This window comes from Rhodococcus sp. BL-253-APC-6A1W (assembly GCF_012843405.1).
Lineage (GTDB): Bacteria > Actinomycetota > Actinomycetes > Mycobacteriales > Mycobacteriaceae > Rhodococcus.
In genome coordinates, this window is sequence record NZ_JABAFB010000006.1 from 100402 (window position 1) to 122052 (window position 21651).

The following is a 21651-nucleotide window of genomic DNA, read 5'->3' on the forward strand; positions in this document are numbered from 1 at the left end:
GGGGCGGCGGTACCTCGGCCCGTCCGGGACCACGAGCGAGCCCGATCACCCTTCCGGGTGCGGGCCTGAACGGCGCGTGGCGTCAGCGGTGGTCGGAGGAACCGTCGGTAACGAGGCGGTACAGCACGTAGATCGAGAACCAGACGATCGCCACGGACGCCAGCACGAGCAAGATCTCGTAGAAGAGAACCACACCCCGATGCTACGGCCGGGCCGGGGCACCCGACCGGCCATCGGTGAATTCTGGCGGTCACCGCGTGCGACGGCGGTTCGAGCTCAGCTGCCGGCGAGCCGTTCCCAGTGCTCTGCGACGCGCTGGAGCGTCCTGATGAACTGCACCTGTTCGTCCTCCGGCAGGGGCGACAGCAGCGGCCCCTTCAGTGCGGTCACCCGCGCCGTCACCTTGTCGAGCACCGTCTCACCCTCCGGCGAGAGGTACAGCAACTTTCTCCGGCCGTCGGAGGTGTCCGGGATCCGGGCGAGCAGGCCGCGCACTTCGAGGCGGCGCGAGAGGTCGGCCATCGTGGAGTTGTCGAGGGCGACCGCGACGGCCATGCTTCCCTGATCGGAGCCCGGGAACAGGCGCACCGCGGTCATCACGGAGAACTGCGGTCCGGTCAGAACAGGATCGACGTACTTGCCCCAGTACGCCGTGTACGCCTGGTAGAGCCGGCGCGCTAGGTATCCCGGCATGCCGAGCAGGTCGGGTGGAGTCGGTAAGACCTCGTCGCTCTCGCGTGTCACCTGTTCAGCCCCCCGTCGCGGATCAGTTCTCGTCGTTCACCAGTGCCGAGAGGATATCTATGGCGCTGCGGAGCGTCGTAAGGCTGGCCGGATCGAGCTTCTCGAGACGCTCCGTCAGCCATGCTTCACGGGCCTGCGCCTCGTCGGCGAGCATCTCTTTCCCGGAATCGGACAGCGTCACGATGATCTGGCGGCCGTCGGTCGGGTGCGGCGTGCGCCCGACGAAGCCCAGGTCGTGCAGTGACGCGATGACCCGTGTCATCGACGGCGGCTGAACGCGCTCACGGGCTGCCAGCGCCCCCGGTGTCATTGCCCCCTCCGAACCCAGCGTCGCCAGAGCCGACAGCTGAGTCAAGGTGACCCGGGAATCTGTGCGTCTCCCCCGTAAATGACGCGTCAGACGCACAACGGCGATCGCGAGGTCGCCTGCTAGTGCGCGTGTATCCGAGATCATGGCGAGCACAATACGTCACCTGGGCCCGGACGCGGCCCGACGCGACTAGGTGAGAATTTCGGTGAGCGGATCGATCGCGAAATACACCGCGAAGAGCGCCGCGACGATCCAGAGAATCGGGTGGATCGTGCGGATCCGCCCTCCGGCCGCATGCAGGACCACCCAGGTGATGAATCCGACGCCGATGCCGTTGGCGATCGAGTAGGTGAACGGCATCACCATGATCGTCAGGAAGGCGGGCAGCGCCACGGCGAAATCGGAGAAGTCGATGTCGCGGACCTGACCGATCATGAGCGCACCCACGACGACCAGTGCGGGCGCGGCCGCCTCGATCGGAACCACTTCGTAGAGCGGGGTGAGGAACATGGCCAGCAGGAACAGCACGCCGGTCACGACGTTCGCCAGACCGGTGCGTGCACCTTCGGCGATACCCGAGGCCGACTCGACGAACACCGTGTTCGACGACGCCGACGCGCCACCACCGACGATCGCGCCGGCACCCTCGACGACCAGGGCCTTCCCGACGTTGGGCAGGTTGCCGTCCTTGTCGGTGAGTCCGGCTTCCTTGCCGAGACCGGTCATGGTGCCCATGGCGTCGAAGAAGTTCGCGAGGACCAGGGTGAACACCAGCAGCGTCGCGGCGATCACGCCGATGCGGGTGAACGCTCCGAGCAGGTCGAACTGGCCGACCAGGCTCAGATCCGGAATGCCCAGGAACGACCCGGGAGCCTCCGGCGTGCTCAGGTTCCAGCCCTTGGGGTTCGTTCCGAGCGACGGGCCGACGTCGGCAACCGCTTCGACGATCATCGCGATGATCGTGGTGACGACGATGCCGATCAGCAGACCGCCGCGGACCTTCCTCGCCACCAGCACGCCCATGATCAGCACGCCCATGACGAACACGAAGGTGGGCCACGAGGCAATGGACCCGTCGATGCCCAGTCCGACCGGCACAGTCGTCCCGGCGGCATCGGGGATGCGGCGGACGAAACCTGCGTCTACCAGGCCGATCATCGCGATGAACGCGCCGATACCGGCGGCGATCGCAGCCTTGAGAGCCGGCGGGATCGCGTTGAACACGGCGGTACGGAAGCCGGTGAGGGCCAGCACCACGATGATGATGCCGTCGATGACGACCAGGCCCATCGCTTCGGGCCACGTCACCTGCGGCGCGATGCTCACGGCGAGCAGGCTGTTGATGCCCAGTCCGGCTGCGATCGCGAACGGATAGTTCGCGACGACACCGAAGACGATGCTCATCAGACCCGCGACCAGTGCGGTGACCGCCGCGACCTGATTGATCGGGAGGATGTTGCCGAGAACGTCGATCTTGGCGGTCGCGTCGTCGGCGGAGAAACTGCCGAGAATCAGCGGGTTGAGGACAACGATGTAGGACATCGCGAAGAAGGTGACGATGCCGCCACGCACCTCGCGGGACAGCGTCGAGCCGCGTTCGGAGATCTTGAAATACGTATCCAGAAAGGATGATCGCTTGGGTTCGGTGCCCACTGCCATGTCCATGAATTCCGCTCGTCGAGTACGGTGCGTCGCAACGGGAGAAGATTATTGCAGCCGAAACGAACTAATCTGCAAATCGTGAATCCAGCCCACACCGCCGCAGCGCGGACCCGGCGTCTCGCCGATCCGCGCCCCGTCCTCGCAATCGGAACCGCATTGTGGGTGGTCGCGACCGTCGTCGTCCTGCTCGGCGGGGACCGCTGGAGCGACATCCTGCCGGTCTGTATCGCGGGAATTCTGGTGGGGCTGTTGGGTTCTGCTCTGTTTCTCGCTCAGCGGCGCGCGGCACGACGGGGGCATCGGGGCGCGCAGGTCGGCTTGGACTGAGCCTCGTCGCGAGCCGCCGGTACGCCGGAACGGACCCGGCGGCGCTCATCGGGCCGGGCGCACCCGAGTGAGAAACCACACCCAGAGCAATGCCCACGCGACCCCGCAGATCCAGCCCGCGACCACGTCGGTCGTCCAGTGCGCGGCGAGGTAGATCCGGGACAACCCCACGACCAGGGAGTAGGTGGCCAGGACGGTGAACGCGGCGATCCGCCGCCGGTCCCCGCGCGGCCAGGTCCGCACCACGACGACGGCGAGCACCGTCGCGAGGATGGCGGTCATCATCGCGTGACCCGACGGGAACGATTCGGTCTGGATCACGATCAACCGCTCCGGTTCGGGTGGGCGGGTCCGCCCGAACAGGTTTTTCAGCAGGGACATCACCGGCCACCCGGTCAGCACGGCTCCGCCGACCAGAGTTGCGTCGCCCGTCCTGCCGGCCCGCATGAGCAGCACCGCAGCGATCAAGGCGAGCACGATGGTGGCGCCGACACCGCCGGTGTGCGTGATGCCGGTCATCAGCGACGTCAGCCACGGCTCGCGGACGGCGACCGCCCACTCGAGCACATCGGCGTCGGGGCTCACGATCCTGTGCCGCCCGGCCCCGCGACAGCGTGCGCGTTGCTTACCGCGGCGACAGCGGGCACCAGCCCCTCGACGGTGCTGTGGGTCGTTCCCGAGGCGTCGACCCACCACGACACGTCGTGGTCGCCGGTCAAGGCACCGGAGCAGCGAACGGTGAGCCGGTCGTGCAGGACGAGCCGGCCCTTCGGGAGGGGTGCGCCCGTCATCACCGTGGCGGCGACCGCAGCGGGTTCGCGGTCCCACGTCGTGGTTCGGCCCTGCCGGGTGGGCTCGGCCGTGACCACAGCCGAGGCGACCGGCAGGTCGAGAAGATCGGCGAGTGCCGACGCGGTTCCCGCCGCACCCGTGACGAGCCGATCGGGCGGAATCACCCCGGCCCACCACGGCCGGTCCGGGATCAGCGCGTCGGCGGCGTCGACCACCGCCCCGGATACGGCCCGAACACCGTCGGGCAGTGTCACGGCGTCGGCCTCGACGGTGCCGGACGCGAACGCGCGGGCGAGAGTCGTGTGGGCGGCGACGATCACCGCAGGTGTGGGGTGACGTGCCGCGTCGGCGAGCCGGTCGAGGAGAGTCTGAGCGAGATCGAGGTCTTCGAGTCCGTCACCGGCGAGACAGCTGCGGAACGCGTCCGCATCGGGATGTGTGCACGGGTCGAGCAGGCCTTCGAAGGTGGTGTCGTCGGCCCATCGGTACCGGCCCAGCCGTTGCCCGTCGAGGATCGCTTCGTTGCGCAGCCACCACGCCGTGTACCCGGTGCGGTCGGCGAGTGCCGCGGCGGTCGCCGGGTCGGACGCCAGCAGCGCGAGTGCCTGCGCCCAGCGGTCCTCGTCGACCAGGTCGAGGTCACGCACCGCCACAAGCGTGTCCGGATCGGTGTCGACCGTCTCCCACCACAGGTCCTCGTCGGGCAGGTTGTGGTCCGGTCCGGTGGGCAACTCGGCTCGCAGGACGGTGAATCCCCACCCGACCCCGACTGCGCGGAGTGCATCGGCACCGTACTTCTCGACGACGTCCGGCGCGACGGTGCCGAACGGCGCGTCGTCGACGAGGACCTCCGCGAGCGGTGCGCCGGGCAGGAGCAACTCGTCCGCCGGGGTGAGTTCGCCGTGCGCGTCGGGTAGCGGCAGGGCGCCCAGTTCGCGGGGAACGGCGCTCGCAGGCACATGCGTGACCAGTCGCAGGACGACATCTGCGAGCGTCGCGGGAGTGTCGTCCGTGGGATCGTCGAGGTCGGCGTCCTCGACCGCCGCGACGAGCGCCGGGTCGGACAGGAGATCGGCGGCGCTCACGGTGCCCGCGCCCAACCGCACGAGCAGCGGATGGGCCGCGTCGGGATGCACGAGCCGCACCCACGGCAACGCCAGGTCCCGGACCTCGGGCAGGTCGGAGGCCAGCACCGTGGTGCGGGGACCGGTCACCGTGCGCCCGTCCGACAACGGGACCGGCAGGGAGGCGAGTTCCTCCGCGACCACCCCGTCGACGACGAGCGGCATCAGCGCCTCGTACAGCGAGTTCCACCAGTGCGGTTCTCGGTGGTGGCCGGAGAGCAGTTCGGCGAGTCGCGCGGGGCCGATGAGCTGGACGTCCACCGCGGCAAGGGCCGGAGCGCAGCGCGGCGTACACAGCGCGGGCGAGATCAGCCCGGGAACGATGTCGGCGAGCACCTCTGCCAGCTCGTCGGTGAGACCCGGAAATGCGACCGCGCGCGACGGCAACAGGTCTGCACTGCCGTCGGCGGCGGGCAACCACGGCCGGCTTCGAAGATCGTCGAGCACCGCTTCACGCAGTCGGTGGTCGGCGTCGCTGCGCGCGAAGCCCGGCGTGGGCACGAGGTCGAGTCGCTGGTCGGCCGGCAGTGCCGCGACGAAGGACGCATAACCCTCGCCCGCCGTCTCGAGGTGTCCGCCCGGCAGCATCCGGCGACGGTCCGGCTGCATCGCCACATCGGCGACGACCAGCGCCGGCAGGGACAGTTCCTCGTCGGAGCGAGTGGGTGCTCGAAGCACGTCGGCGGTGACGGGCCGAACCCGGCCGCGCACGACCGGCACGAGCCACCGCGCAGACGAGCCGCGGTACTCCCACCAGCGCAGTTCCCCGATCCGCACGTCGTGCAGCCCGGACGGGAGCGGTGCCTCCGTGCGTGTCAGTTCGTGCCCGTCGACGACCACGGTGCGTAGGGCCGGCAGTTCGAGCAGTACGTCGGCCGCCTCGTCGCGGAAGCGGTCGAGCAGACCTTGCGCGTCGATGTCCGGCCTGAGATGCAGCACGACCTCCGTGTCGGTGCCGTCAGTGGGTGCGGTGTCGGTGGGCCACGCCAGTCGCAGGGCCGGGATCCCCGATGTGGGCACCGGAAGATCGTGTTCGGCGAGGACGTCGCGCGTGCGGGATTCCGAGAAGCGAACGGACCCGGTGCGGGAGCGCACCTCGATCTCGCCGGCGACCGAGAGGACGGCTGTGAAGCCCACGCCGAACTGCCCGACGCCCTGCTTCTTGCTGGACGCGCGCAGCGCCGTCAGTGCCTGCAATCCGGCTTCGTCGAGAGGTTCTCCGACGTTCGCGACGTGGAGCGCGTCCCCGTCGCACCAGACCCGCATCTCACCGGCGATGCCGGCGCGAGTGGCAGCGTCGGCAGCGTTCTGGGCGAGTTCGGTGAGAACCCGGTCGCGGTAGCCCGCGCGAACATAGTCGGCTTCGGTGGCGGCGTCCTCACGCAACCGAGTGGGCGACGACCGCCACGCCGCGACGATGCCGTCCCGGAGCGCCGCGGTACCGAACGGATCCGCGGAGTCGGGGGCCGGCACGTCAGTCGGTCTGCCCGGTCGCGTCGTTCTTCTCGGTCGCGTCGTTCACCTCGGTGGAGACATCTTTCCCGTCCGAGGCGTCTTCCGCATCCGAGGTGGCCTTCTCGGCCGGGTCGCTCGTCTCGGTCGAGTCGCTCTCGGTGCGGGCGCGCGGAATCTCGACGATCTCCACGGCCGCATCGTCGTACGCGGAGTACTGCGGCGAGCCTGCGCCGGTGGGAAGGGTCGTGTCGGAGTGCGCACCACATCCGTACTCGGCGTGCACGACGTGCCCGTCGGCAGCGAACTCGTTTCCGCACACGCCGAACGCGGCGCGCAGCGATCCGGCGAGCGGGAGGTAGAAGCCGCACAGCCCGCACGTGGAAGGAGCCGCCTTGGCCATTTCCGAGTTCGGGCCGTAGTCGCCCTCGTACCAGCGCTGAGCATCCTCGAGACGTCCTTCGAGGCTCATCACCTGCTTGCGGCCCAGCCCGATCTCGAGGGCGGTCTCGTCGACCTCCGGATCGCCGGACTGCACATAGCCGGGCACGAGACGGGGATCATCGGGAACCGGCGCGAGCAGATCACCCGGTCCGAGGTCGCCGGGGCGGATCCGCTCGTTCCACGGAACCCACGCGGGGGCGATCAGCGAATCAGGCCCGGGCAGCAACGCGAGTTCGCTCAGCGTCACATGGTCCGAACCCGGAACCGCCGCGACCACGACGGCCCATTGCCACCCGCGGTAACCGGGAAGTTCCGCCGCGAAGCGGTGCGTGGCCGCGTACTCGTTCTCGAAGGTCACGCCCAGATATGCACCGATTCCGCCCTCTCCGAGCTCGACGAGCGCGGTTCGGGCGACGTCGACGGCCCCGGCGAGCAGAGATCGCACCGCGGGGTCGACCGCAGGATCCGTACCGGGGGCAGTGGCAGAAGGCACAACACTCACGAAGCCCATTCTGCCGCACCACCCCGGCGGCGCGCCCCCGGGTAGCGCGAACCTGATGCCATGATGAGCGCGTGCGCCGCCTTTTCCTCTCCGCCACGCTCGTCCTGACGGCATGGGCGGCCGTCGCGGGATGTGCGGACAGACAGGTCGCGGAGCCGGGTGAACCGCCCGAGCAACTCCGGGTGGAAGTCCTCGCGACCCATCCGCACGACCCGGGCGCGTTCACCCAGGGACTCGAGGTGGACGGCGGCGAACTCCTGGAGGGAACCGGACTCGAGGGGCGGTCGTGGCTCTCGGCGCGTCCGCTCGACACCTCGACGGTGCCCGCGGTGATCGCGCCGGACGACCGGACCCGCGTAGATCTGGACGACGACCTCTTCGGCGAGGGCATCACGGTGGCGGGCGACACGGTCTGGCAACTGACATGGAAGGACGGCGTGGCACTGGCCCGCGACCGGGACACCCTCGGCGAGCGTCGCCGTGTCGACATCGACGGAGAGGGCTGGGGGCTGTGCGCCCGATCCGACGACCTGGTCATGAGCGACGGATCGTCGGAACTGACCTTCCGCGATCCGGTCACCTTCGCCGAACGAGGGCAGGTCACCGTGCACCGTGACGGTCGCGCGGTCTCGCAACTGAACGAACTCGAGTGCGCCGAGGACGGCACGGTCTACGCGAACGTGTGGAAGACCGACGAGATCCTTCGCATCGACCCGGCCACCGGGCGGGTGGAGGCACAGATCGACGCTTCTGCACTGCGCGACGAGTTGCCTGCCGAGGACGCGGGTGCTGTCGACGTACTGAACGGAATCGCGCAGATACCCGGCACGGATCGCTTTCTGGTGACCGGCAAGTACTGGCCCGCCCTGTTCGAAGTGCGTTTCGTGCCGTGATCGCCTTCGCAGCGCGCGGGCGGTGCTCGCCCGTGGTGGCCGACTCCACGGCATGCCCGCCTGCACGCAGGGCGCGTCGTGGGGAAGAATCGATCACGTGACCGAGCCGCACGAGCAAGCTAGCCCCGACAGGGCGGACGGCCGTGCCCCGGGCTCGCGGCATCCGGGCTACAGCAACTACCCGCCGCCTCGACGCGTGTCGGGACGCCGCACGCCCCTGCCTCCGCTCCATCCCCTCGACGAGACCGCGCGACCGCCAGGAACGAAAGCCGCGGGCGGCCGCGACGGCGATCGCTCGTCGTCCGAGGCGCCGCCGCGGGCTCCACGGATACCTCGCAAGCTGACGGTGACCCGGGTTGCCGCGCTGCGCAGCCGCGAACTCACCCACAAAGGCATCGCGACCTTCCGGAGAGCAGCGACGGCGGACGGCGCCGACAAGTCGGGACTCACGGCGCTGACCTACGCGACGATGGCGAATTTCGCCTCCGACGCGGCCATCGCGGTGGCACTCGCGAACACTCTGTTCTTCTCCGCCGCGACCGGGGAGGACAAGACCAAGGTCGCGCTGTATCTCCTCATCACCATCGCGCCGTTCGCGGTCATCGCTCCCCTGATCGGGCCTCTGCTCGACCGCCTGCAGCACGGGCGGCGTCTGGCGCTCGCGACGTCGTTCGCACTGCGGACGGTGCTGGCGGTGGTCCTGGTGTTCAACTTCGACAGTTGGGCGCTGTATCCCGCGGCGCTGGCGATGATGGTGCTCAGCAAATCGTTCGCCGTGCTCAAATCCGCGGTGACGCCCCGAGTGCTGCCACCCGAGATAGACCTGGTGCGCGTCAACTCGCGACTGACCGTGTTCGGTCTGGTCGGCGGCACGATCGGCGCCGGTGCGGTCGCCGCGGCCGCCGCCTGGGCGTTCGGCTCGTCGGGTGCGCTGTGGCTGTGCGCCGCGATCGCGGCGTTCGGCGCCTACCTCAGCATGCGGATCCCCGCGTGGGTGGAGGTCACCGAAGGTGAAGTTCCCGCGACGCTGTCGTACCGCGGGTCCGAGGCACCGACCGAAGTGCTCGACACGAAAACCGAAGTCATCCACACGGGCAACGGCAAACGGAAACAACCTCTCGGCAGGACGGTTGTCACCGGTCTCTGGGGCAACGGCACGATCCGCGTTCTCACCGGGTTTCTGACGTTGTTCATCGCGTTCGTCGCGAAGGCCACGACGGACCACGATCCGATCATGCAGGCCGCGACCCTCGGCCTGGTCGGCGCCGCTGCCGCGATCGGCAACTTCGCCGGCAACGCGACGGGTGCGCGGCTGACGCTGGGACGCCCCGCGGTGATCGTGGTGCGGTGCGCCGCCGCGGTGGTGATCGTCGCCGCGATCGTCGCCGCGACCGATCATGTGCTCGCCGCCGCGCTCGCCGCGCTCGTCGCCGCATGCGCGAGCGCGCTGGCGAAGGTGTCTCTCGACGCGTCGCTCCAGCAGGACCTTCCCGAAGAGTCGATCGCGTCCGGTTTCGGCCGGTCCGAGACCGTACTTCAGCTGAGCTGGGTCTTCGGCGGCGCGATGGGCGTACTGCTCCCCACCGAGTTGTGGCTCGGCTTTTCCGTGGTGACGGTCATCCTGATCCTCGGTTTCGCACAGACTCTGCTCACCTACCGTGGGAGCACACTCCTGCCGGGACTCGGCGGGCGCAGGCCAGAACACGTCTCCACAGAGACAGGCACCGGGCGGACCGTTCGCCCCGGTGGACACGCAACCGGAAATGGGAATCGATGAACCTGCAAGCTCGGACGAAGAAGACGATCGGAGTGATCGTGGTGGCCCTCGTGGTCGTCGCGGCGGCTTTCACCGTGGTGGTGTGGAAGCTCGTCGACTCCGCCGAGCCCACGCCGCCCCAGATCACCGCCTACGCCGCCGGTACCGCGGTGACCGCGGACCCCACCCAGTACTGCAACCTCTATCTGGAGGACTGCACCGAGAACGCGATCACGACGCTGTCCGTGCCGGCGGGCTACCCGCTCCAGCTGTCGCTTCCCGCGGAGATCTCCGACGCTCCGTGGCGCCTCATCGCGGTGTACGGCGACGTCGAGACCGGCGAGACGTTCCTGGACGGCGTCATGTTCGAGTCCGGCGCGCAGCGGGCCGTGACCGTGCCCAGCGACCCGTCGATGCAGTTGCTGGGCGTGGAAGTCCAGCTCCCGTCGGCCGTCGTCGACGAGGCGGGCGAACCGATCGCGCACGCTGTCTGGGCTATTCAGACGTTCTGACCCCAGACCGTCGGATCGGCGCCGGCGCGCAGTAGTCCGAAAAAGCGAATGGCGCATCGGGTCCGTTTCCGGATCCGATGCGCCACAGGCGTAAGGCCGACGAACAGCCGCGTCGGAAATCAGTGATCGAGTTCCCGGGCAATCGCGCGCATGACCTCGGAGATCGTCTGCCCCGCCTTGCGGTCCGGGTAGCGTCCCCGCTGCAGGTTGGGTTGAACCGTCGCCTCGAGCAGCTTGATCATGTCCTCGACCATGCCGTGCAATTCGTCGGGCGAACGCCGCTTCTGCTGGGGTGCTGCCTCGCGCCGGCCGGCGGTCTGGCGGAGCGTCGGCTGCTCGAGCAACTCGACCTTGAGCGCCTGCGGACCCCGTCGGCCCACTGCCATGCCGAACTCGACACGCTGCCCGGGCTTGAGGGCCTCGACGCCGTCCGGCAGCGCGGAGGCGCGGACGTAGACGTCCTCACCGTCGTCCTGGGACAGGAACCCGAATCCCTTTTCGACGTCGTACCACTTCACCTTGCCGGTTGGCACCGCGCTCACCCGCTCCTCGACAGCCGCGCCCCGTGGGCACGCGTGGATTGCACAACAACTGGACATGCACAACGCGCCCCGACTCGGTTGGAGCGGGACGCGTAGACGATTCCCAGTGTACCCCGAGCCATTTGCCCGGTTCCGTCCGCAGAGGACTACCGTGGACGCGTGGGCACTTCTTCCTCCGCTTCCCCCAAACCTCCCCGCAACGGCCTCCTGAAGGCCGCGGTGGCGTGCTTCGCCGTCGGCATCGTCGCGGTCGTCGCCATCTTCTTGATCCCCGCGCTCACCGATGGGACACCGGGTCTGGTGCTCTATCTCCTCACCCTGGCGTGGCCGCTCGGTTTCGCTCTCGCTATCGGGTTCGCCCTGCAGTCGGGCCGTCGCGCCCGGAACGGACGGAATACATGAGGGTCCTGCTGAACATCATCTGGTTGATCTTCGGCGGCCTGTGGCTCGCCCTCGGCTATTTCCTCGCCGGTGTGATCTGCTGCATCCTCATCATCACGATCCCGTTCGGCATCGCGTCGTTCCGGATCGGCGTCTACGCGCTGTGGCCGTTCGGCAAGACGACCGTGGACAGGCCGGGCGCGGGCGCGGCGTCGCTCATCGGAAATGTCATCTGGATCCTGGTCGCGGGCATCTGGCTGGCCCTCGCCCACATCACCACCGCGATCGCCATGGCGATCACGATCATCGGCATCCCCCTGGCCATCGCCAATCTCAAGATGGTCCCGATCTCTCTGATGCCGCTCGGCAAGGAAATCGTTTCGGTGGATTCACGCCCGCAATACCTGTGACCTTAGTCACATCACGGTGCAGTAACAAACGAGACTCGAAACAGGTTTGAGTCGCAACGCCCGCGACTACCTGCGCCTTCTCCGACGCGTGCGCCCATCTCCCCCAGGCCCGGCCGGACTAGTCGTGCGTTATCAAATGGTGACACTCCCCCGCCCAACCGTTACGGTCATGACCGGTCGAACCGCCTGGCTCGGCCGGTCCGAATCCGCCGCGCCAAATTCCTGTCCCGCGGACTCGGAGGTCCCGACGAACGATCCACGGGGACAGGAAACGGGGGACCCAACCGGTCTCCCAGGAAATCGCCCGGTTCGCCGGACAGTTTCCAGGAGGCCCGGGCCGATGCGCGAGCAACGACCCTAGGGGTGAAGCCGTACCGCTCCACGGAGCGTGCGAACCGTCACAGACGGGACGCGACGGCCGGGCTACCTCTTCAGCCCGAACCCGACAGCTGACCTCGTAGGTGCGTACGGAGAGGAAATTCGGAACATGAGCGGACGCCATCGCAAGCCCTCCAACACCGGTCGTACCGTCGCGAAGTTCGCGCTGACCGGCGCCGTTCTCGGCGTCACCGGCGTCGCCTTCGGCGGCACGGCTGCGGCAGCCCCCGACTCCGACTGGGATCGCCTCGCACAGTGCGAGTCCGGCGGCAACTGGGCTATCAACACCGGTAACGGCTACCACGGTGGCCTGCAGTTCTCCCCCAGCACCTGGAACGCCTACGGCGGTGGCGACTACGCCCCGACCGCAGCAGAGGCCAGCCGCGAGCAGCAGATCGCTGTCGCCGAGCGCGTGCTCGCCGGCCAGGGATGGGGCGCATGGCCGTCGTGCTCCTCGAGCCTGGGCCTGTCCAGCGCTCCGACGGAACGCGCCGTCGACGCCACTCCGAGCGCACCGTCGGCACCGAGTGTCAGCAACCCCGTGCCGCAGCTGCCCGAGGCTCCCGCACTGCCGCCCGAGGCTCAGAACATCATCGCCGGCTTCGAGCAGGGCGTCGAGGCTCTCCAGGACGCCGGCATCCAGCTCGATCCGAGCGTCCTCGACGCCGTTCGCGCCGTTCTCCCCCAGTAAGTCCCCACAGACACGAAAGAGCCCCGCACCGATCCGGTGCGGGGCTCTTTCACGTGCCGTGCAGGGTGAGCCATGCGGCACACCCTCGCTACGCCCGGCCTCTCGCGAGGCCGGGCCGGACGAAGAATCAGCGGTTGATGACCGTGCGGGGATGCGTGTAGGGCAGGTCCTCGACCGGCAGCGGAAAGACCATGTCCTCGCCGTACGGCGAAAGCGGGCCGGAACGCGTGGAGGACAACTCGGTGACCGCATGGTCTCCGTCGGCCAGCTCCGGCCATCCGTGGTCGACATACTGTTTCTTCGAAGAGGTAGCCATGCAGCTCATTTTGGCAGGTGAGTTCGTGGTGGGCCACCTCAGGTCTCTAATCTGAAACGGATGACCTCGACCACGCCTGCGCCCGACACCGCACCGGACTCCCTCGCCCGGTGGCTGTCCGGTCGGCGCGACACCGAACTGGCTGCTGCACTGCACGCGCGGCCCGACTTGGTCGTGCCCCCACCTGCGACGATGACTGTTCTGGCGAGTCGCGCGCAGCAGCGGGCTTCGGTCTTTCGCGCCGCCGACGAACTGACCACCGCCGACTTCGGGATCATTGCCACTCTGGCGGGCCTCGGTGCCGTGGACGCCGCCGTGCCCCGAAGCACGCTCCTCGACGCGCTCGGCGGTCGTCTCGGCGCCAAGGCGACCGACCGCATACTCGACAAGCTCCGAGGGTTGCTGCTCGTGTGGGGTCCCGCCGACGCGCTGCGGCTCGTCGCCGCATCTGTGGACGCCGTTCCGTGGCGGATCGGCCGGGCCGGTGACGCCGACCTGCCGTCCCGGGAGGAACTCGAGGAGATGCTCGCCGAGCTCGAACCCGCGCAGCGCAGCATTCTCGACACCCTCGCCCGGACCTCGCCGGTGGGACGCACCCGCGACGCCGCACCGGGCACTCCCGAGGACCGGCCCGTCCAGAGACTTCTCGCCGCCGGATTGCTCGTCCGAATCGACGACGAGACCGTGGAACTGCCGCATCGGGTGGGCCAGGCGATCCGCGGCGATGCGCCGTTCGATCCCGGCTCGCTGACCGCACCCCGCGCCTCCAAAGCCGTCCGCACACTCGCCGATGTCAATGCGACCGCTGCCGGCGCCGCGCTCGAACTCCTCCGGCACTGCGAGAATCTTCTGTCGACGCTCGGCGAGCAACCCGCCCCCGTTCTGAAGGCCGGAGGGCTGGGAGTACGCGAACTCCACCGTCTTGCGAAGGCCGTGGGTATCGAGGACCAGCACGCGGCGCTGCTCGTCGAGGTGCTCGCTGCTGCCGGTCTCCTCGCCCGCGGTATTCCCGACCCTCCTCCGCCGGGAGATATCGACGACTACTGGGCCCCCACCACGTCGGCCGACGGCTGGCTCGCGGCTCCCCCGGCTCACCGCTGGGCCGTTCTGGCGGGCGCGTGGCTGGACATGTCCCGCCGACCGTGGCTCGCGGGCCGACGCGACCAGAGCGACAAGCCGATCGCGGCGCTGTCCGACGAAGTGAAATCCACGACCGCCGTCCGCGACAGGCGGCTACTGCTGGAAGTTCTCGCCGACGTCCCCGGCTCCGCGCCCACCGTCGCAGAGATCCGCGCCATCGCGGCGTGGCGCAGGCCGCGCTGGGCGGGCCGATTCGACCTCGACACCGTCACCGAAACCATCCGGGAAGCCACCGCACTCGCCCTCGTCGCACACGACAGCCTCTCCTCCGCCGGGAAGGCCCTCTTGCACGGCGGAGACGCCGAGTCGGAGATCGCCGCGGCCTTGCCGGAGGCTGTCGACTACGTACTCGTCCAGGCCGACCTGACGATCGTTGCTCCCGGTCGTCTCGTGCCCGAACTCGCCGACCGGATCGCGCTGGTCGCCGATATCGAGTCGGCCGGTGCCGCGACCGTGTACCGGATCAGCGATGCCAGTGTGCGGCGGGCGCTCGACGCCGGGGTGGGCGCGGGTGACCTGCACGCACTGTTCGCCGCCCACTCCCGCACCCCGGTGCCACAGGCGCTCACCTACCTGATCGACGACGTCGCCCGACGGCACGGACGGTTGCGCGCGGGAGTGGCGAGTTCGTTCGTCCGCGCCGACGATCCCGCCCTGCTGGCGGAGGTGCTCTCCGCGCCCGTTGCGGCCACCCTCGCCCTGCGCGCCGTCGCTCCGACCGTGGCGATCTCGCAGGCGCCGCTCGCCGAGGTACTCGCCGAGTTGCGTGCCGCGGGTTTCTCACCCGCGGGCGAGGACTCGTCGGGCACGGTCGTCGATCTGCGTCCGCGCGGAGCGCGGGTCACGGTGCCCCGGACCCGCGCGCGCTACGCGGGGCCCATGCCTCCGAACGAGGAACAACTCGCGACCCTCGTCCGTACCCTGCGTGCCGGAGACCGTACGGAGTCCGCGTCGTCGGGTGCCTCCGCTCGCGGGGACGGCAGCCGAACGGGAGGCGCAGCGACCCTCGCGCTGCTGCAACTCGCGTTGCACGCACACCGCAGCATCACACTCGGCTACGTCGACGCGCAGGGCGTGGCGACCCGCCGCATCGTCGATCCCGTTGCTGTCGGCGGTGGGCAACTCGAAGCCTTCGATCCCGCCTCGGGGACCGTCCGCAGTTTCGTGCTGCACCGCGTGACATCGGTTGCGCTCGTCGACTGACGACCGCCGCTTCCCCGCGGGCACATTGATCCCTTCGACCGGCTAGCCGTCCACCGGCGCGACCCGGATCAGGTTTCCGTCCGGGTCCGCGATCACGAAGGTGCGGCCGAAGACGTCGTCGTGAGGTTTCTCGACGACCTCGGCGCCGGTGGCACTCCACCGCGAGAAGATCTCGTCCACCTCGGAGGCGGGTCCCGGGACGGTGAGGTGGTACCTCGTCGCCGACGACGAGCAACGACCACGACTGTTCAGTCTGGAGCGGCTCGACAGCTACGAGACCCTTTCCGAACCGGCGAGACTCCGCTCGGGCCACGACCTCCGCTCGGTGTGGGCCGGGCTGGTGCGGCGCACCGAGACACCGGGCCGGGTCGCCGTGCGGGCGCGGCTACGGGAAGATCGGCTCGACCTCGCCGGACGCATTCTGGGTTCGCGGCTCGAAGACGTCGAACCCCCCGAGGACGGATGGTGTGCCGTGAGGATCGTCTACCCGGACATCGAGTCGGTGCGACAGCTTCTGCAGTTCGGAGATCACATCGAGGTTCTCACGCCTGCGGACGCGCGGCGGCGGATAGCCGAGCTCGCATCGGATCTAGTGCGGCGGCACACCCCCACGACGTGACCCCCGGCAGGCTCGGGCCGGCGCCTGGTCACCGCTCGCGGACGAGGGCGAACGGCGAAGCCGCGAGGCGGGACCACGGTCCGGCCACGAAGGTCAGTCCGAGCAGCGTGCCGTCGTCGAGGGCGCGGAACTCGTCGCGCACCCAGCGCCAGGGCACCGGCGCGGACCCCTGGGGTCCGGTTCCGTAGGAGACGACCAAGGCTTCGCTGCCGTCGAGCCACGACGCGTCGGTGGAGATCGTGGCGGGCAGGCTGTCGCGCAGGGTGCCGTCGCCGTCGCGAAGCACATTGACGGCGCCGCCCGCACCGTCGAAACGCTTACCGTGCCAGCCGCGCATGCCCCCGAGGGCGATGGCGCGCGGCGCGACCGCGCGGAGGAGTGCCGGTCCCACGAAGACGGCGCGGTATGTCCCCTGCACATCTGCCGGGGCGGGAGCCCGCAACTCGGAGAACCGCGTCCGCAGCCGCCCCAGGGACTGCGGCAGCGCGTCGATCGCATGTGCCTGTTCACCGTGCACGACATCCTCCTTCGCCCGGCCGCGCGGGTGCGGCACGGTGTTCGCCGTCACAACCTACCGCCGTCACCTTTTCGTGCGGTATCGCGGTGCGGACCGACCCTTTCCTGCGCGACTGGCTTTTTTCTGTAAATGGGTTATGGTCTGGACTTGTCGAGTGTTCGACCATTCCCGAAAGGAACGACAATGGCCGACAAGGGCAAAACTCTCAAGAAACCGTCGCAGTCCCTCAAGGAACGGCGCGCGGAAAAGCGCCAGAAACAGACCGACGACACCGAATTCATCAAGAAGCGCAAGCGGCACTGACGGCTTTCCGGCGCACGACGACCTCGGGACGCAGAGTGACCACATCCTCAGCCACCCTGCTGGACGACCTGTACGAGCAGTTCACAGACATTTCGGAGCGCGCGGGGGACGACGGTTCGCCGTCGCCCTTCGCGCACGGCTTCCGGTCCGCACTCGCGCGGGCACGCCTTTTCGTGCTCGACGCGCAGGCCGGTGAATTCTCCCGGATGGTGTGACCCTCGGGTTTTTTCAGCAATTCGGCAACAAAGAATCAGAAGACAGGATTTCACAAGTGAAAAGGACGATGTCGGCCCTGGATAGAATTCAGGAACGCCTCGAGCACGAATTGGATTCTTCACCGGCACTGTCGGAAAAGGACGCGGGCTATCGCTCCGGAATTTCCGAGGCGCTGGTGTGCTTGATGGAGGTACGTCGCTCTCTCACGGGGTGACGTCGGCGGCACACGCGGCCCGTGGGTGGCGGATCGCGTCTCCAGTCAGGAGAATAGGAGAGTTCTACTCTCTATCCCAGGAGGCATTCGTGGCCGACGGACCCTTGATCGTCCAGTCCGACAAGACCGTGCTGCTCGAGGTCGACCACCCACGTGCCGCCGAAGCCCGACAAGCCATCGCGCCGTTCGCCGAACTCGAGCGCGCCCCGGAGCACATCCACACCTATCGGGTCACACCGCTCGCCCTGTGGAATGCGCGGGCCGCGGGCCACGACGCAGAGCAGGTCGTCGATGCGCTGGTCAGTCACTCGCGTTTCGCGGTCCCCCAACCTTTGCTCGTCGACATCGTCGACACCATGGGCCGCTACGGGCGACTGCAACTGGTGAAGAGCCCCGTCCACGGCCTCACCCTGGTGAGCCTGGACCGTGCGGTTCTCGAAGAGGTGCTCCGAAACAAGAAGATCGCGCCCATGCTCGGCGCCCGCATCGACGACGACACCGTCGTGGTGCACCCCAGCGAGCGTGGCCGCGTCAAGCAGATGCTGCTCAAGATCGGCTGGCCCGCCGAGGATCTTGCCGGTTACGTCGACGGTGAGGCGCACCCGATCACCCTCGACATGGAATCGAACCCCTGGCATCTGCGTGACTACCAGGAGATGGCGGCGGATGCGTTCTGGGCCGGCGGATCCGGGGTCGTGGTGTTGCCGTGTGGGGCCGGGAAAACAATGGTCGGCGCAGCAGCCATGGCGAAAGCCGGTGCCACGACCCTGATCCTGGTGACCAACACCGTCGCGGGGCGGCAGTGGAAACGCGAACTGATCGCGCGCACCTCCCTCACCGAAGAGGAGATCGGCGAGTACTCCGGGGAAAGGAAAGAGATCCGGCCCGTCACGATCGCCACCTATCAGGTGATCACCCGCAAGACGAAGGGCGAGTACCGCAATCTCGAGCTGTTCGACTCCCGGGACTGGGGCCTGATGATCTACGACGAGGTGCATCTGCTTCCCGCACCGGTGTTCCGGATGACAGCCGACCTCCAGTCGCGTCGCCGGCTGGGCCTGACCGCGACCCTCGTGCGCGAGGACGGTCGTGAAGGCGATGTGTTCTCCCTGATCGGCCCGAAGCGTTACGACGCGCCGTGGAAAGACATCGAGGCCCAGGGGTGGATCGCCCCGGCGGACTGCGTCGAGGTGCGGGTCACGCTCACCGACGCGGAGCGGATGGCCTACGCGGTCGCCGAGCCGGAGGAGCGGTACAAGCTGTGCTCGACCGCCCGGACCAAGATCCCGGTGGTGGAGTCGATTCTCGCGAAACACGCCGGTGCTCCCACGCTCGTCATCGGCGCCTATATCGACCAGCTCGACGAGCTGGGTGCCGCTCTCGACGCCCCGGTGATCAAGGGGTCGACACGGAACAAGGAACGCGAAGCGCTGTTCGACCGGTTCCGGGCGGGCGAGTTGGGCGTGCTCGTGGTCTCGAAAGTCGCGAACTTCTCGATCGACCTGCCCGAGGCGTCGGTCGCGGTGCAGGTGTCCGGAACGTTCGGGTCCCGGCAGGAAGAAGCCCAGCGTCTGGGCCGGCTGCTGCGACCCAAGCACGACGGCGGGCAGGCTCACTTCTACTCCGTGGTCGCCCGCGACACCCTCGACGCCGAGTACGCCGCCCACCGGCAGCGGTTCCTCGCGGAACAGGGGTACGCGTACCGGATCACCGACGCCGACGATCTTCTCGGACCGCAGATCGGCTGAGACCCGTCGGCCGCCGAGCGGGCGCGCCCGCCAGCCGGATGCTTCCGGTGAACGTGGCCGCGCGCGTGGCCGATATGCTGGATCACGTGCGCCGATTCGAGTTTCCCGTCGACCTGCCCCACGCGAAAGCCGTGAACCAGACGCTCGCGGAGGTGCGCAGTCTGCGACGATCCGCGGTGATCGTCGCGTTGTTGTGCGCCGCGGGTGCGGTGTGGCTCTTCGTCCTCGCCCACGCCTGGTCGTACATCGTCGGATCGGTGCTCGTCGTGGCCGCGGTGACGTCGGTGTGGGTCGCGTTGTGGGCTCCCCGCAAGGTCGGCACGATCGAGGACCTCTACCGCGACAGCCCACTGGTTCCGGCGCTGGTCGCGACCACCCGGGCCCGTGGTCTGACCCTGCTCGCCCTGATCGATATCGCCAAGCCCGCCGACGGCGCGTCGGAAGGCACCGGACGCCATCATTACGCCCTCGTCACCCGGGACGTCCAGGCCATCCCTGGGCACCGCGCGAAGGTGGGCGAACGGGTTCCCTGTGTCGCCGTGCTCTCCGACCGGACCACACGCAACAAGTCCGGGGTGTGGCAGATGGTCAGCCCGATGCCTCTTGCGTGGGCCACTCGTGATGCTGCGGTTCTGGCGAAGGCCACGGCGGCGATCGACGAATCCGAATGGAAACTGCTGAAGTCCAAGCTGTCTTCCGCGGACGAGATCAACGCCAGCGACGAGCGACGAGTCGAACTGGACCTGAGGGAACTTCCACCGGAACTGCGCTGACATGCAGCCCTCGATCCTCACCGACGGCACCGTCGTCCTGTCCGTCCCCGGAAGCGGGGACATCGACGCGATCACCGACGGCTGTAGTGATCCCGCGGTCGCAAAATGGACCACAGTCCCCCACCCGTACACCCGTGCCGACGCCGTCAGGTTCGTGGAGGACATCGTTCCGCACAAGTGGGCCAACGGTTTTCCCGACTGGGGAATCCGCACGAGTCGTGACGGCCCGCTGCTCGGAATGATCGGTTTCGTGCAGCACGGCAGCGCAGCGCCCGAGATCGGTTTCTGGCTGGCTCCCGAGGCCCGCGGCCGCGGACTCGCCACCGCCGCCGCACGTCTGGTGTGCGACTTCGCTTTCGGCCGGCACGGGTTGCAGGCATGGCGTGTGGAGTGGCGAGCGCTGGTCGGCAACGTGCCGTCCGCGGCCGTCGCACGCCGCCTCGGTTTCCGGTTCGAGGGGGTCGCCCGACACGGCCTCCTGCAACGGGGAGTCCCGCGCGACGTGTGGGTGGCGGCCCTGTTGCCCGGCGACCCCCGCGAACCGGCCGACGGCTGGCCGGTCTGACGTCCCCTACGCGAGGTGCGGAAGCACCTCCTGCTCGAACAATTCGAGTCCCGTGGTGTCATAGGCCGCTTCGGGGAAGTAGAAGATCGCGTACTCGAGTCCCTGCTTCTTCAGCGCCGTGAGGTTCTCGACGATCTGCTCGGGCGTTCCCACCGCGGGCATACCCCGGAATGCGTCCAGCGCCCCGTCCGCCTTCTCGGCACCGACGATCGGTTCGAGTCGTGCACGCAGCGCCTCGAGCCTGTCCTGCACCTCCGCTTCCGTCCGTCCGATCGCGACGTTGTAGTTGGCGGACCGCACGATGGCATCGAAATCCGTGCCGACCTCGGCGCAGTGCTCTCGCAGGACCTGCGACTTGTGCGCGAATCCCCGGGGGGTTCCGTCGAAGTTGGTGTACTGCGCGTACTTCGCCGCGATCTTCAACGTCACCTTTTCCCCGCCGCCGGCGATCCAGAGCGGGATCCCACCTTCCTGGAGGGGCAGCGGACGCACAATCGCTCGGTCGACTTGGTAGTGCTTGCCGTCGAGCGTTGCCGTGCCAGTGGTCCAGGCCTGCCTGAAGATCTGGACGCCTTCGTCGAGGCGGCGCAAACGTTCTCCGGCGGACGGGAAGCCGTAGCCGTAGGCACGCCATTCCTGCTCGTACCACCCGCCCCCGATACCCATTTCCACGCGGCCGCCCGAGATGATGTCGGCGGTCGCAGCCACCTTCGCGAGATACGCAGGGTTGCGGTAGCTTATGGCCGTACACATCTGACCGAGCCGCACCCGGCTGGTCACGGCGCCGAATGCGGACACCAGAGTCCACGCCTCGTGGGTGGCCTCGTCGGTGGGTTCGGGGACGGTGTGGAAATGGTCGTACACCCAGATCGATTCCCACGGGCCCTTGTCGGCGCGTAACGCGAGATCGCGCATGACGGGCCACTGATCGGCGGGATCGATACCGACCAGGTCCAGTCTCCAACCTTGAGGGATGAAAAGTCCGAAACGCATGTGGGTCCTCACTCGAGTCGACGATCTTGTTGCCTGGGCAAGTATCCCCCGATTCGGTACGGACGATGCCGTGTGCTCCGCCGATGGGAGCGCACGCACGCGTCAGAATCAGCGAAAACCTCGA

Annotated in this window: 24 protein-coding genes and 1 riboswitch; of the genes, 13 read left to right on the forward strand and 11 right to left on the reverse strand. The window is 68.4% G+C overall.

Features of this window, described 5'->3' with window-relative positions; all coding sequences use genetic code 11:
- Positions 1-276 precede the first annotated feature (276 nt).
- The 3 genes from HF877_RS10800 to HF877_RS10810 are packed head-to-tail and all read right to left on the reverse strand — an operon-like array spanning position 277 to position 2713.
- A complete protein-coding gene (locus HF877_RS10800; protein ID WP_206036957.1) occupies positions 277-744 on the reverse strand; it encodes a MarR family winged helix-turn-helix transcriptional regulator in 468 nt (155 codons plus the stop codon).
- A 22-nt stretch (positions 745-766) separates the two neighbouring features.
- The gene (locus HF877_RS10805) at positions 767-1198 is read right to left on the reverse strand and encodes a MarR family transcriptional regulator (RefSeq protein ID WP_169621180.1); all 432 of its coding nucleotides are present in this window, start codon (positions 1196-1198) and stop codon (positions 767-769) included.
- Positions 1199-1243: 45 nt separating this feature from the next.
- The gene (locus HF877_RS10810) at positions 1244-2713 is read right to left on the reverse strand and encodes an NCS2 family permease (RefSeq protein WP_169621405.1); all 1470 of its coding nucleotides are present in this window, start codon (positions 2711-2713) and stop codon (positions 1244-1246) included.
- A gap of 81 nt (positions 2714-2794) precedes the next feature.
- Between HF877_RS10810 and HF877_RS10815 the strand changes: the two genes are divergently transcribed.
- Entirely contained in the window at positions 2795-3043 is a 249-nt protein-coding gene (locus HF877_RS10815) for a DUF2530 domain-containing protein (RefSeq protein ID WP_169621181.1), read from the forward strand.
- A 45-nt stretch (positions 3044-3088) separates the two neighbouring features.
- Here HF877_RS10815 and HF877_RS10820 read toward each other — a convergent pair whose 3' ends face one another.
- The 3 genes from HF877_RS10820 to HF877_RS10830 are packed head-to-tail and all read right to left on the reverse strand — an operon-like array spanning position 3089 to position 7366.
- Positions 3089-3628, reverse strand: a complete 540-nt coding sequence (locus tag HF877_RS10820) for a phosphatase PAP2 family protein (protein ID WP_169621182.1) — start codon at positions 3626-3628, stop codon at positions 3089-3091.
- Positions 3625-6432, reverse strand: a complete 2808-nt coding sequence (locus tag HF877_RS10825; RefSeq protein WP_169621183.1) for a sensor histidine kinase — start codon at positions 6430-6432, stop codon at positions 3625-3627. Before HF877_RS10825 ends, HF877_RS10820 begins: the two co-directional genes overlap by 4 nt.
- Before the next feature lies 1 nt (position 6433).
- Positions 6434-7366: a DUF3027 domain-containing protein gene (locus HF877_RS10830; RefSeq protein ID WP_169621184.1), complete on the reverse strand. Its 933-nt coding sequence runs from the start codon at positions 7364-7366 to the stop codon at positions 6434-6436.
- 95 nt (positions 7367-7461) lie between these two features.
- Between HF877_RS10830 and HF877_RS10835 the strand changes: the two genes are divergently transcribed.
- From HF877_RS10835 to HF877_RS10845, 3 genes are all read left to right on the forward strand, one after another.
- Entirely contained in the window at positions 7462-8250 is a 789-nt protein-coding gene (locus HF877_RS10835; protein WP_206036995.1) for a glutaminyl-peptide cyclotransferase, read from the forward strand.
- A gap of 97 nt (positions 8251-8347) precedes the next feature.
- Positions 8348-10027: an MFS transporter gene (locus tag HF877_RS10840; RefSeq protein WP_296551072.1), complete on the forward strand. Its 1680-nt coding sequence runs from the start codon at positions 8348-8350 to the stop codon at positions 10025-10027.
- The gene (locus HF877_RS10845; RefSeq protein ID WP_240952269.1) at positions 10024-10518 is read left to right on the forward strand and encodes a DUF2771 domain-containing protein; all 495 of its coding nucleotides are present in this window, start codon (positions 10024-10026) and stop codon (positions 10516-10518) included. Before HF877_RS10840 ends, HF877_RS10845 begins: the two co-directional genes overlap by 4 nt.
- Before the next feature lie 119 nt (positions 10519-10637).
- On the opposite strand, the gene HF877_RS10850 is transcribed toward HF877_RS10845, so the two are convergent.
- The gene (locus HF877_RS10850; RefSeq protein WP_296551088.1) at positions 10638-11051 is read right to left on the reverse strand and encodes a cold-shock protein; all 414 of its coding nucleotides are present in this window, start codon (positions 11049-11051) and stop codon (positions 10638-10640) included.
- 168 nt (positions 11052-11219) lie between these two features.
- On the opposite strand from HF877_RS10850, the gene HF877_RS10855 reads away from it, so the two are divergent.
- The 3 genes from HF877_RS10855 (at position 11220) to HF877_RS10865 (ending at position 12920) form a co-directional block, all read left to right on the forward strand.
- The gene (locus HF877_RS10855; protein ID WP_169621188.1) at positions 11220-11462 is read left to right on the forward strand and encodes a hypothetical protein; all 243 of its coding nucleotides are present in this window, start codon (positions 11220-11222) and stop codon (positions 11460-11462) included.
- Positions 11459-11851: a YccF domain-containing protein gene (locus HF877_RS10860; RefSeq protein WP_169621189.1), complete on the forward strand. Its 393-nt coding sequence runs from the start codon at positions 11459-11461 to the stop codon at positions 11849-11851. The genes HF877_RS10855 and HF877_RS10860 overlap by 4 nt, the downstream gene beginning before the upstream one ends.
- 235 nt (positions 11852-12086) lie before the next feature.
- Positions 12087-12331, forward strand: a riboswitch (cyclic di-AMP (ydaO/yuaA leader).
- Between the two features lie 7 nt (positions 12332-12338).
- Positions 12339-12920 carry a transglycosylase family protein gene (locus HF877_RS10865; protein ID WP_169621190.1) on the forward strand — a complete coding sequence of 194 codons (582 nt, stop codon included), beginning with the start codon at positions 12339-12341 and terminating at the stop codon, positions 12918-12920.
- Between the two features lie 127 nt (positions 12921-13047).
- Here the strand turns inward: HF877_RS10865 and HF877_RS10870 are convergent, their stop codons facing one another.
- On the reverse strand, positions 13048-13236 hold the full coding sequence (locus HF877_RS10870; protein WP_169621191.1) for a hypothetical protein: 189 nt from the start codon (positions 13234-13236) through the stop codon (positions 13048-13050).
- Between the two features lie 60 nt (positions 13237-13296).
- On the opposite strand from HF877_RS10870, the gene HF877_RS10875 reads away from it, so the two are divergent.
- Entirely contained in the window at positions 13297-15579 is a 2283-nt protein-coding gene (locus tag HF877_RS10875) for a helicase-associated domain-containing protein (RefSeq protein WP_169621192.1), read from the forward strand.
- A gap of 42 nt (positions 15580-15621) precedes the next feature.
- On the opposite strand, the gene HF877_RS10880 is transcribed toward HF877_RS10875, so the two are convergent.
- Positions 15622-15759, reverse strand: coding sequence for a VOC family protein (locus tag HF877_RS10880; RefSeq protein ID WP_346765110.1), 138 nt, complete (start codon positions 15757-15759; stop codon positions 15622-15624).
- 22 nt (positions 15760-15781) lie between these two features.
- On the opposite strand from HF877_RS10880, the gene HF877_RS10885 reads away from it, so the two are divergent.
- The gene (locus HF877_RS10885; protein WP_206036958.1) at positions 15782-16198 is read left to right on the forward strand and encodes a WYL domain-containing protein; all 417 of its coding nucleotides are present in this window, start codon (positions 15782-15784) and stop codon (positions 16196-16198) included.
- 28 nt (positions 16199-16226) lie between these two features.
- On the opposite strand, the gene HF877_RS10890 is transcribed toward HF877_RS10885, so the two are convergent.
- The gene (locus tag HF877_RS10890) at positions 16227-16766 is read right to left on the reverse strand and encodes a hypothetical protein (protein WP_346765111.1); all 540 of its coding nucleotides are present in this window, start codon (positions 16764-16766) and stop codon (positions 16227-16229) included.
- 287 nt (positions 16767-17053) lie between these two features.
- On the opposite strand from HF877_RS10890, the gene HF877_RS10895 reads away from it, so the two are divergent.
- The 4 genes from HF877_RS10895 (at position 17054) to HF877_RS10910 (ending at position 20534) form a co-directional block, all read left to right on the forward strand.
- On the forward strand, positions 17054-17233 hold the full coding sequence (locus tag HF877_RS10895) for a hypothetical protein (RefSeq protein WP_169621090.1): 180 nt from the start codon (positions 17054-17056) through the stop codon (positions 17231-17233).
- Positions 17234-17537: 304 nt separating this feature from the next.
- Positions 17538-19196, forward strand: coding sequence for a DNA repair helicase XPB (locus HF877_RS10900; RefSeq protein WP_169621194.1), 1659 nt, complete (start codon positions 17538-17540; stop codon positions 19194-19196).
- Positions 19197-19282: 86 nt separating this feature from the next.
- The gene (locus HF877_RS10905; RefSeq protein ID WP_169621195.1) at positions 19283-19969 is read left to right on the forward strand and encodes a DUF3239 domain-containing protein; all 687 of its coding nucleotides are present in this window, start codon (positions 19283-19285) and stop codon (positions 19967-19969) included.
- A 1-nt stretch (position 19970) separates the two neighbouring features.
- Positions 19971-20534 (forward strand): GNAT family N-acetyltransferase, encoded by a 564-nt coding sequence (locus HF877_RS10910; RefSeq protein WP_169621196.1) that lies wholly within the window; start codon positions 19971-19973, stop codon positions 20532-20534.
- A 6-nt stretch (positions 20535-20540) separates the two neighbouring features.
- On the opposite strand, the gene HF877_RS10915 is transcribed toward HF877_RS10910, so the two are convergent.
- Entirely contained in the window at positions 20541-21527 is a 987-nt protein-coding gene (locus HF877_RS10915) for an LLM class F420-dependent oxidoreductase (protein WP_169621197.1), read from the reverse strand.
- Between the last annotated feature and the right edge of the window lie 124 nt (positions 21528-21651).

Excerpts from the sequence above, each read along its gene's own strand:
- HF877_RS10810 (WP_169621405.1), bottom strand. The coding sequence starts at position 2,713 with ATGGCAGTGGGCACCGAACCCAAGCGATCATCCTTTCTGGATACGTAT.
- HF877_RS10875 (WP_169621192.1), top strand. The coding sequence starts at position 13,297 with ATGACCTCGACCACGCCTGCGCCCGACACCGCACCGGACTCCCTCGCC.
- HF877_RS10865 (WP_169621190.1), top strand. The coding sequence starts at position 12,339 with ATGAGCGGACGCCATCGCAAGCCCTCCAACACCGGTCGTACCGTCGCG.
- HF877_RS10805 (WP_169621180.1), bottom strand. The coding sequence starts at position 1,198 with ATGATCTCGGATACACGCGCACTAGCAGGCGACCTCGCGATCGCCGTT.
- HF877_RS10915 (WP_169621197.1), bottom strand. The coding sequence starts at position 21,527 with ATGCGTTTCGGACTTTTCATCCCTCAAGGTTGGAGACTGGACCTGGTC.
- HF877_RS10910 (WP_169621196.1), top strand. The coding sequence starts at position 19,971 with ATGCAGCCCTCGATCCTCACCGACGGCACCGTCGTCCTGTCCGTCCCC.
- HF877_RS10860 (WP_169621189.1), top strand. The coding sequence starts at position 11,459 with ATGAGGGTCCTGCTGAACATCATCTGGTTGATCTTCGGCGGCCTGTGG.
- HF877_RS10845 (WP_240952269.1), top strand. The coding sequence starts at position 10,024 with ATGAACCTGCAAGCTCGGACGAAGAAGACGATCGGAGTGATCGTGGTG.
- HF877_RS10870 (WP_169621191.1), bottom strand. The coding sequence starts at position 13,236 with ATGGCTACCTCTTCGAAGAAACAGTATGTCGACCACGGATGGCCGGAG.
- HF877_RS10830 (WP_169621184.1), bottom strand. The coding sequence starts at position 7,366 with ATGGGCTTCGTGAGTGTTGTGCCTTCTGCCACTGCCCCCGGTACGGAT.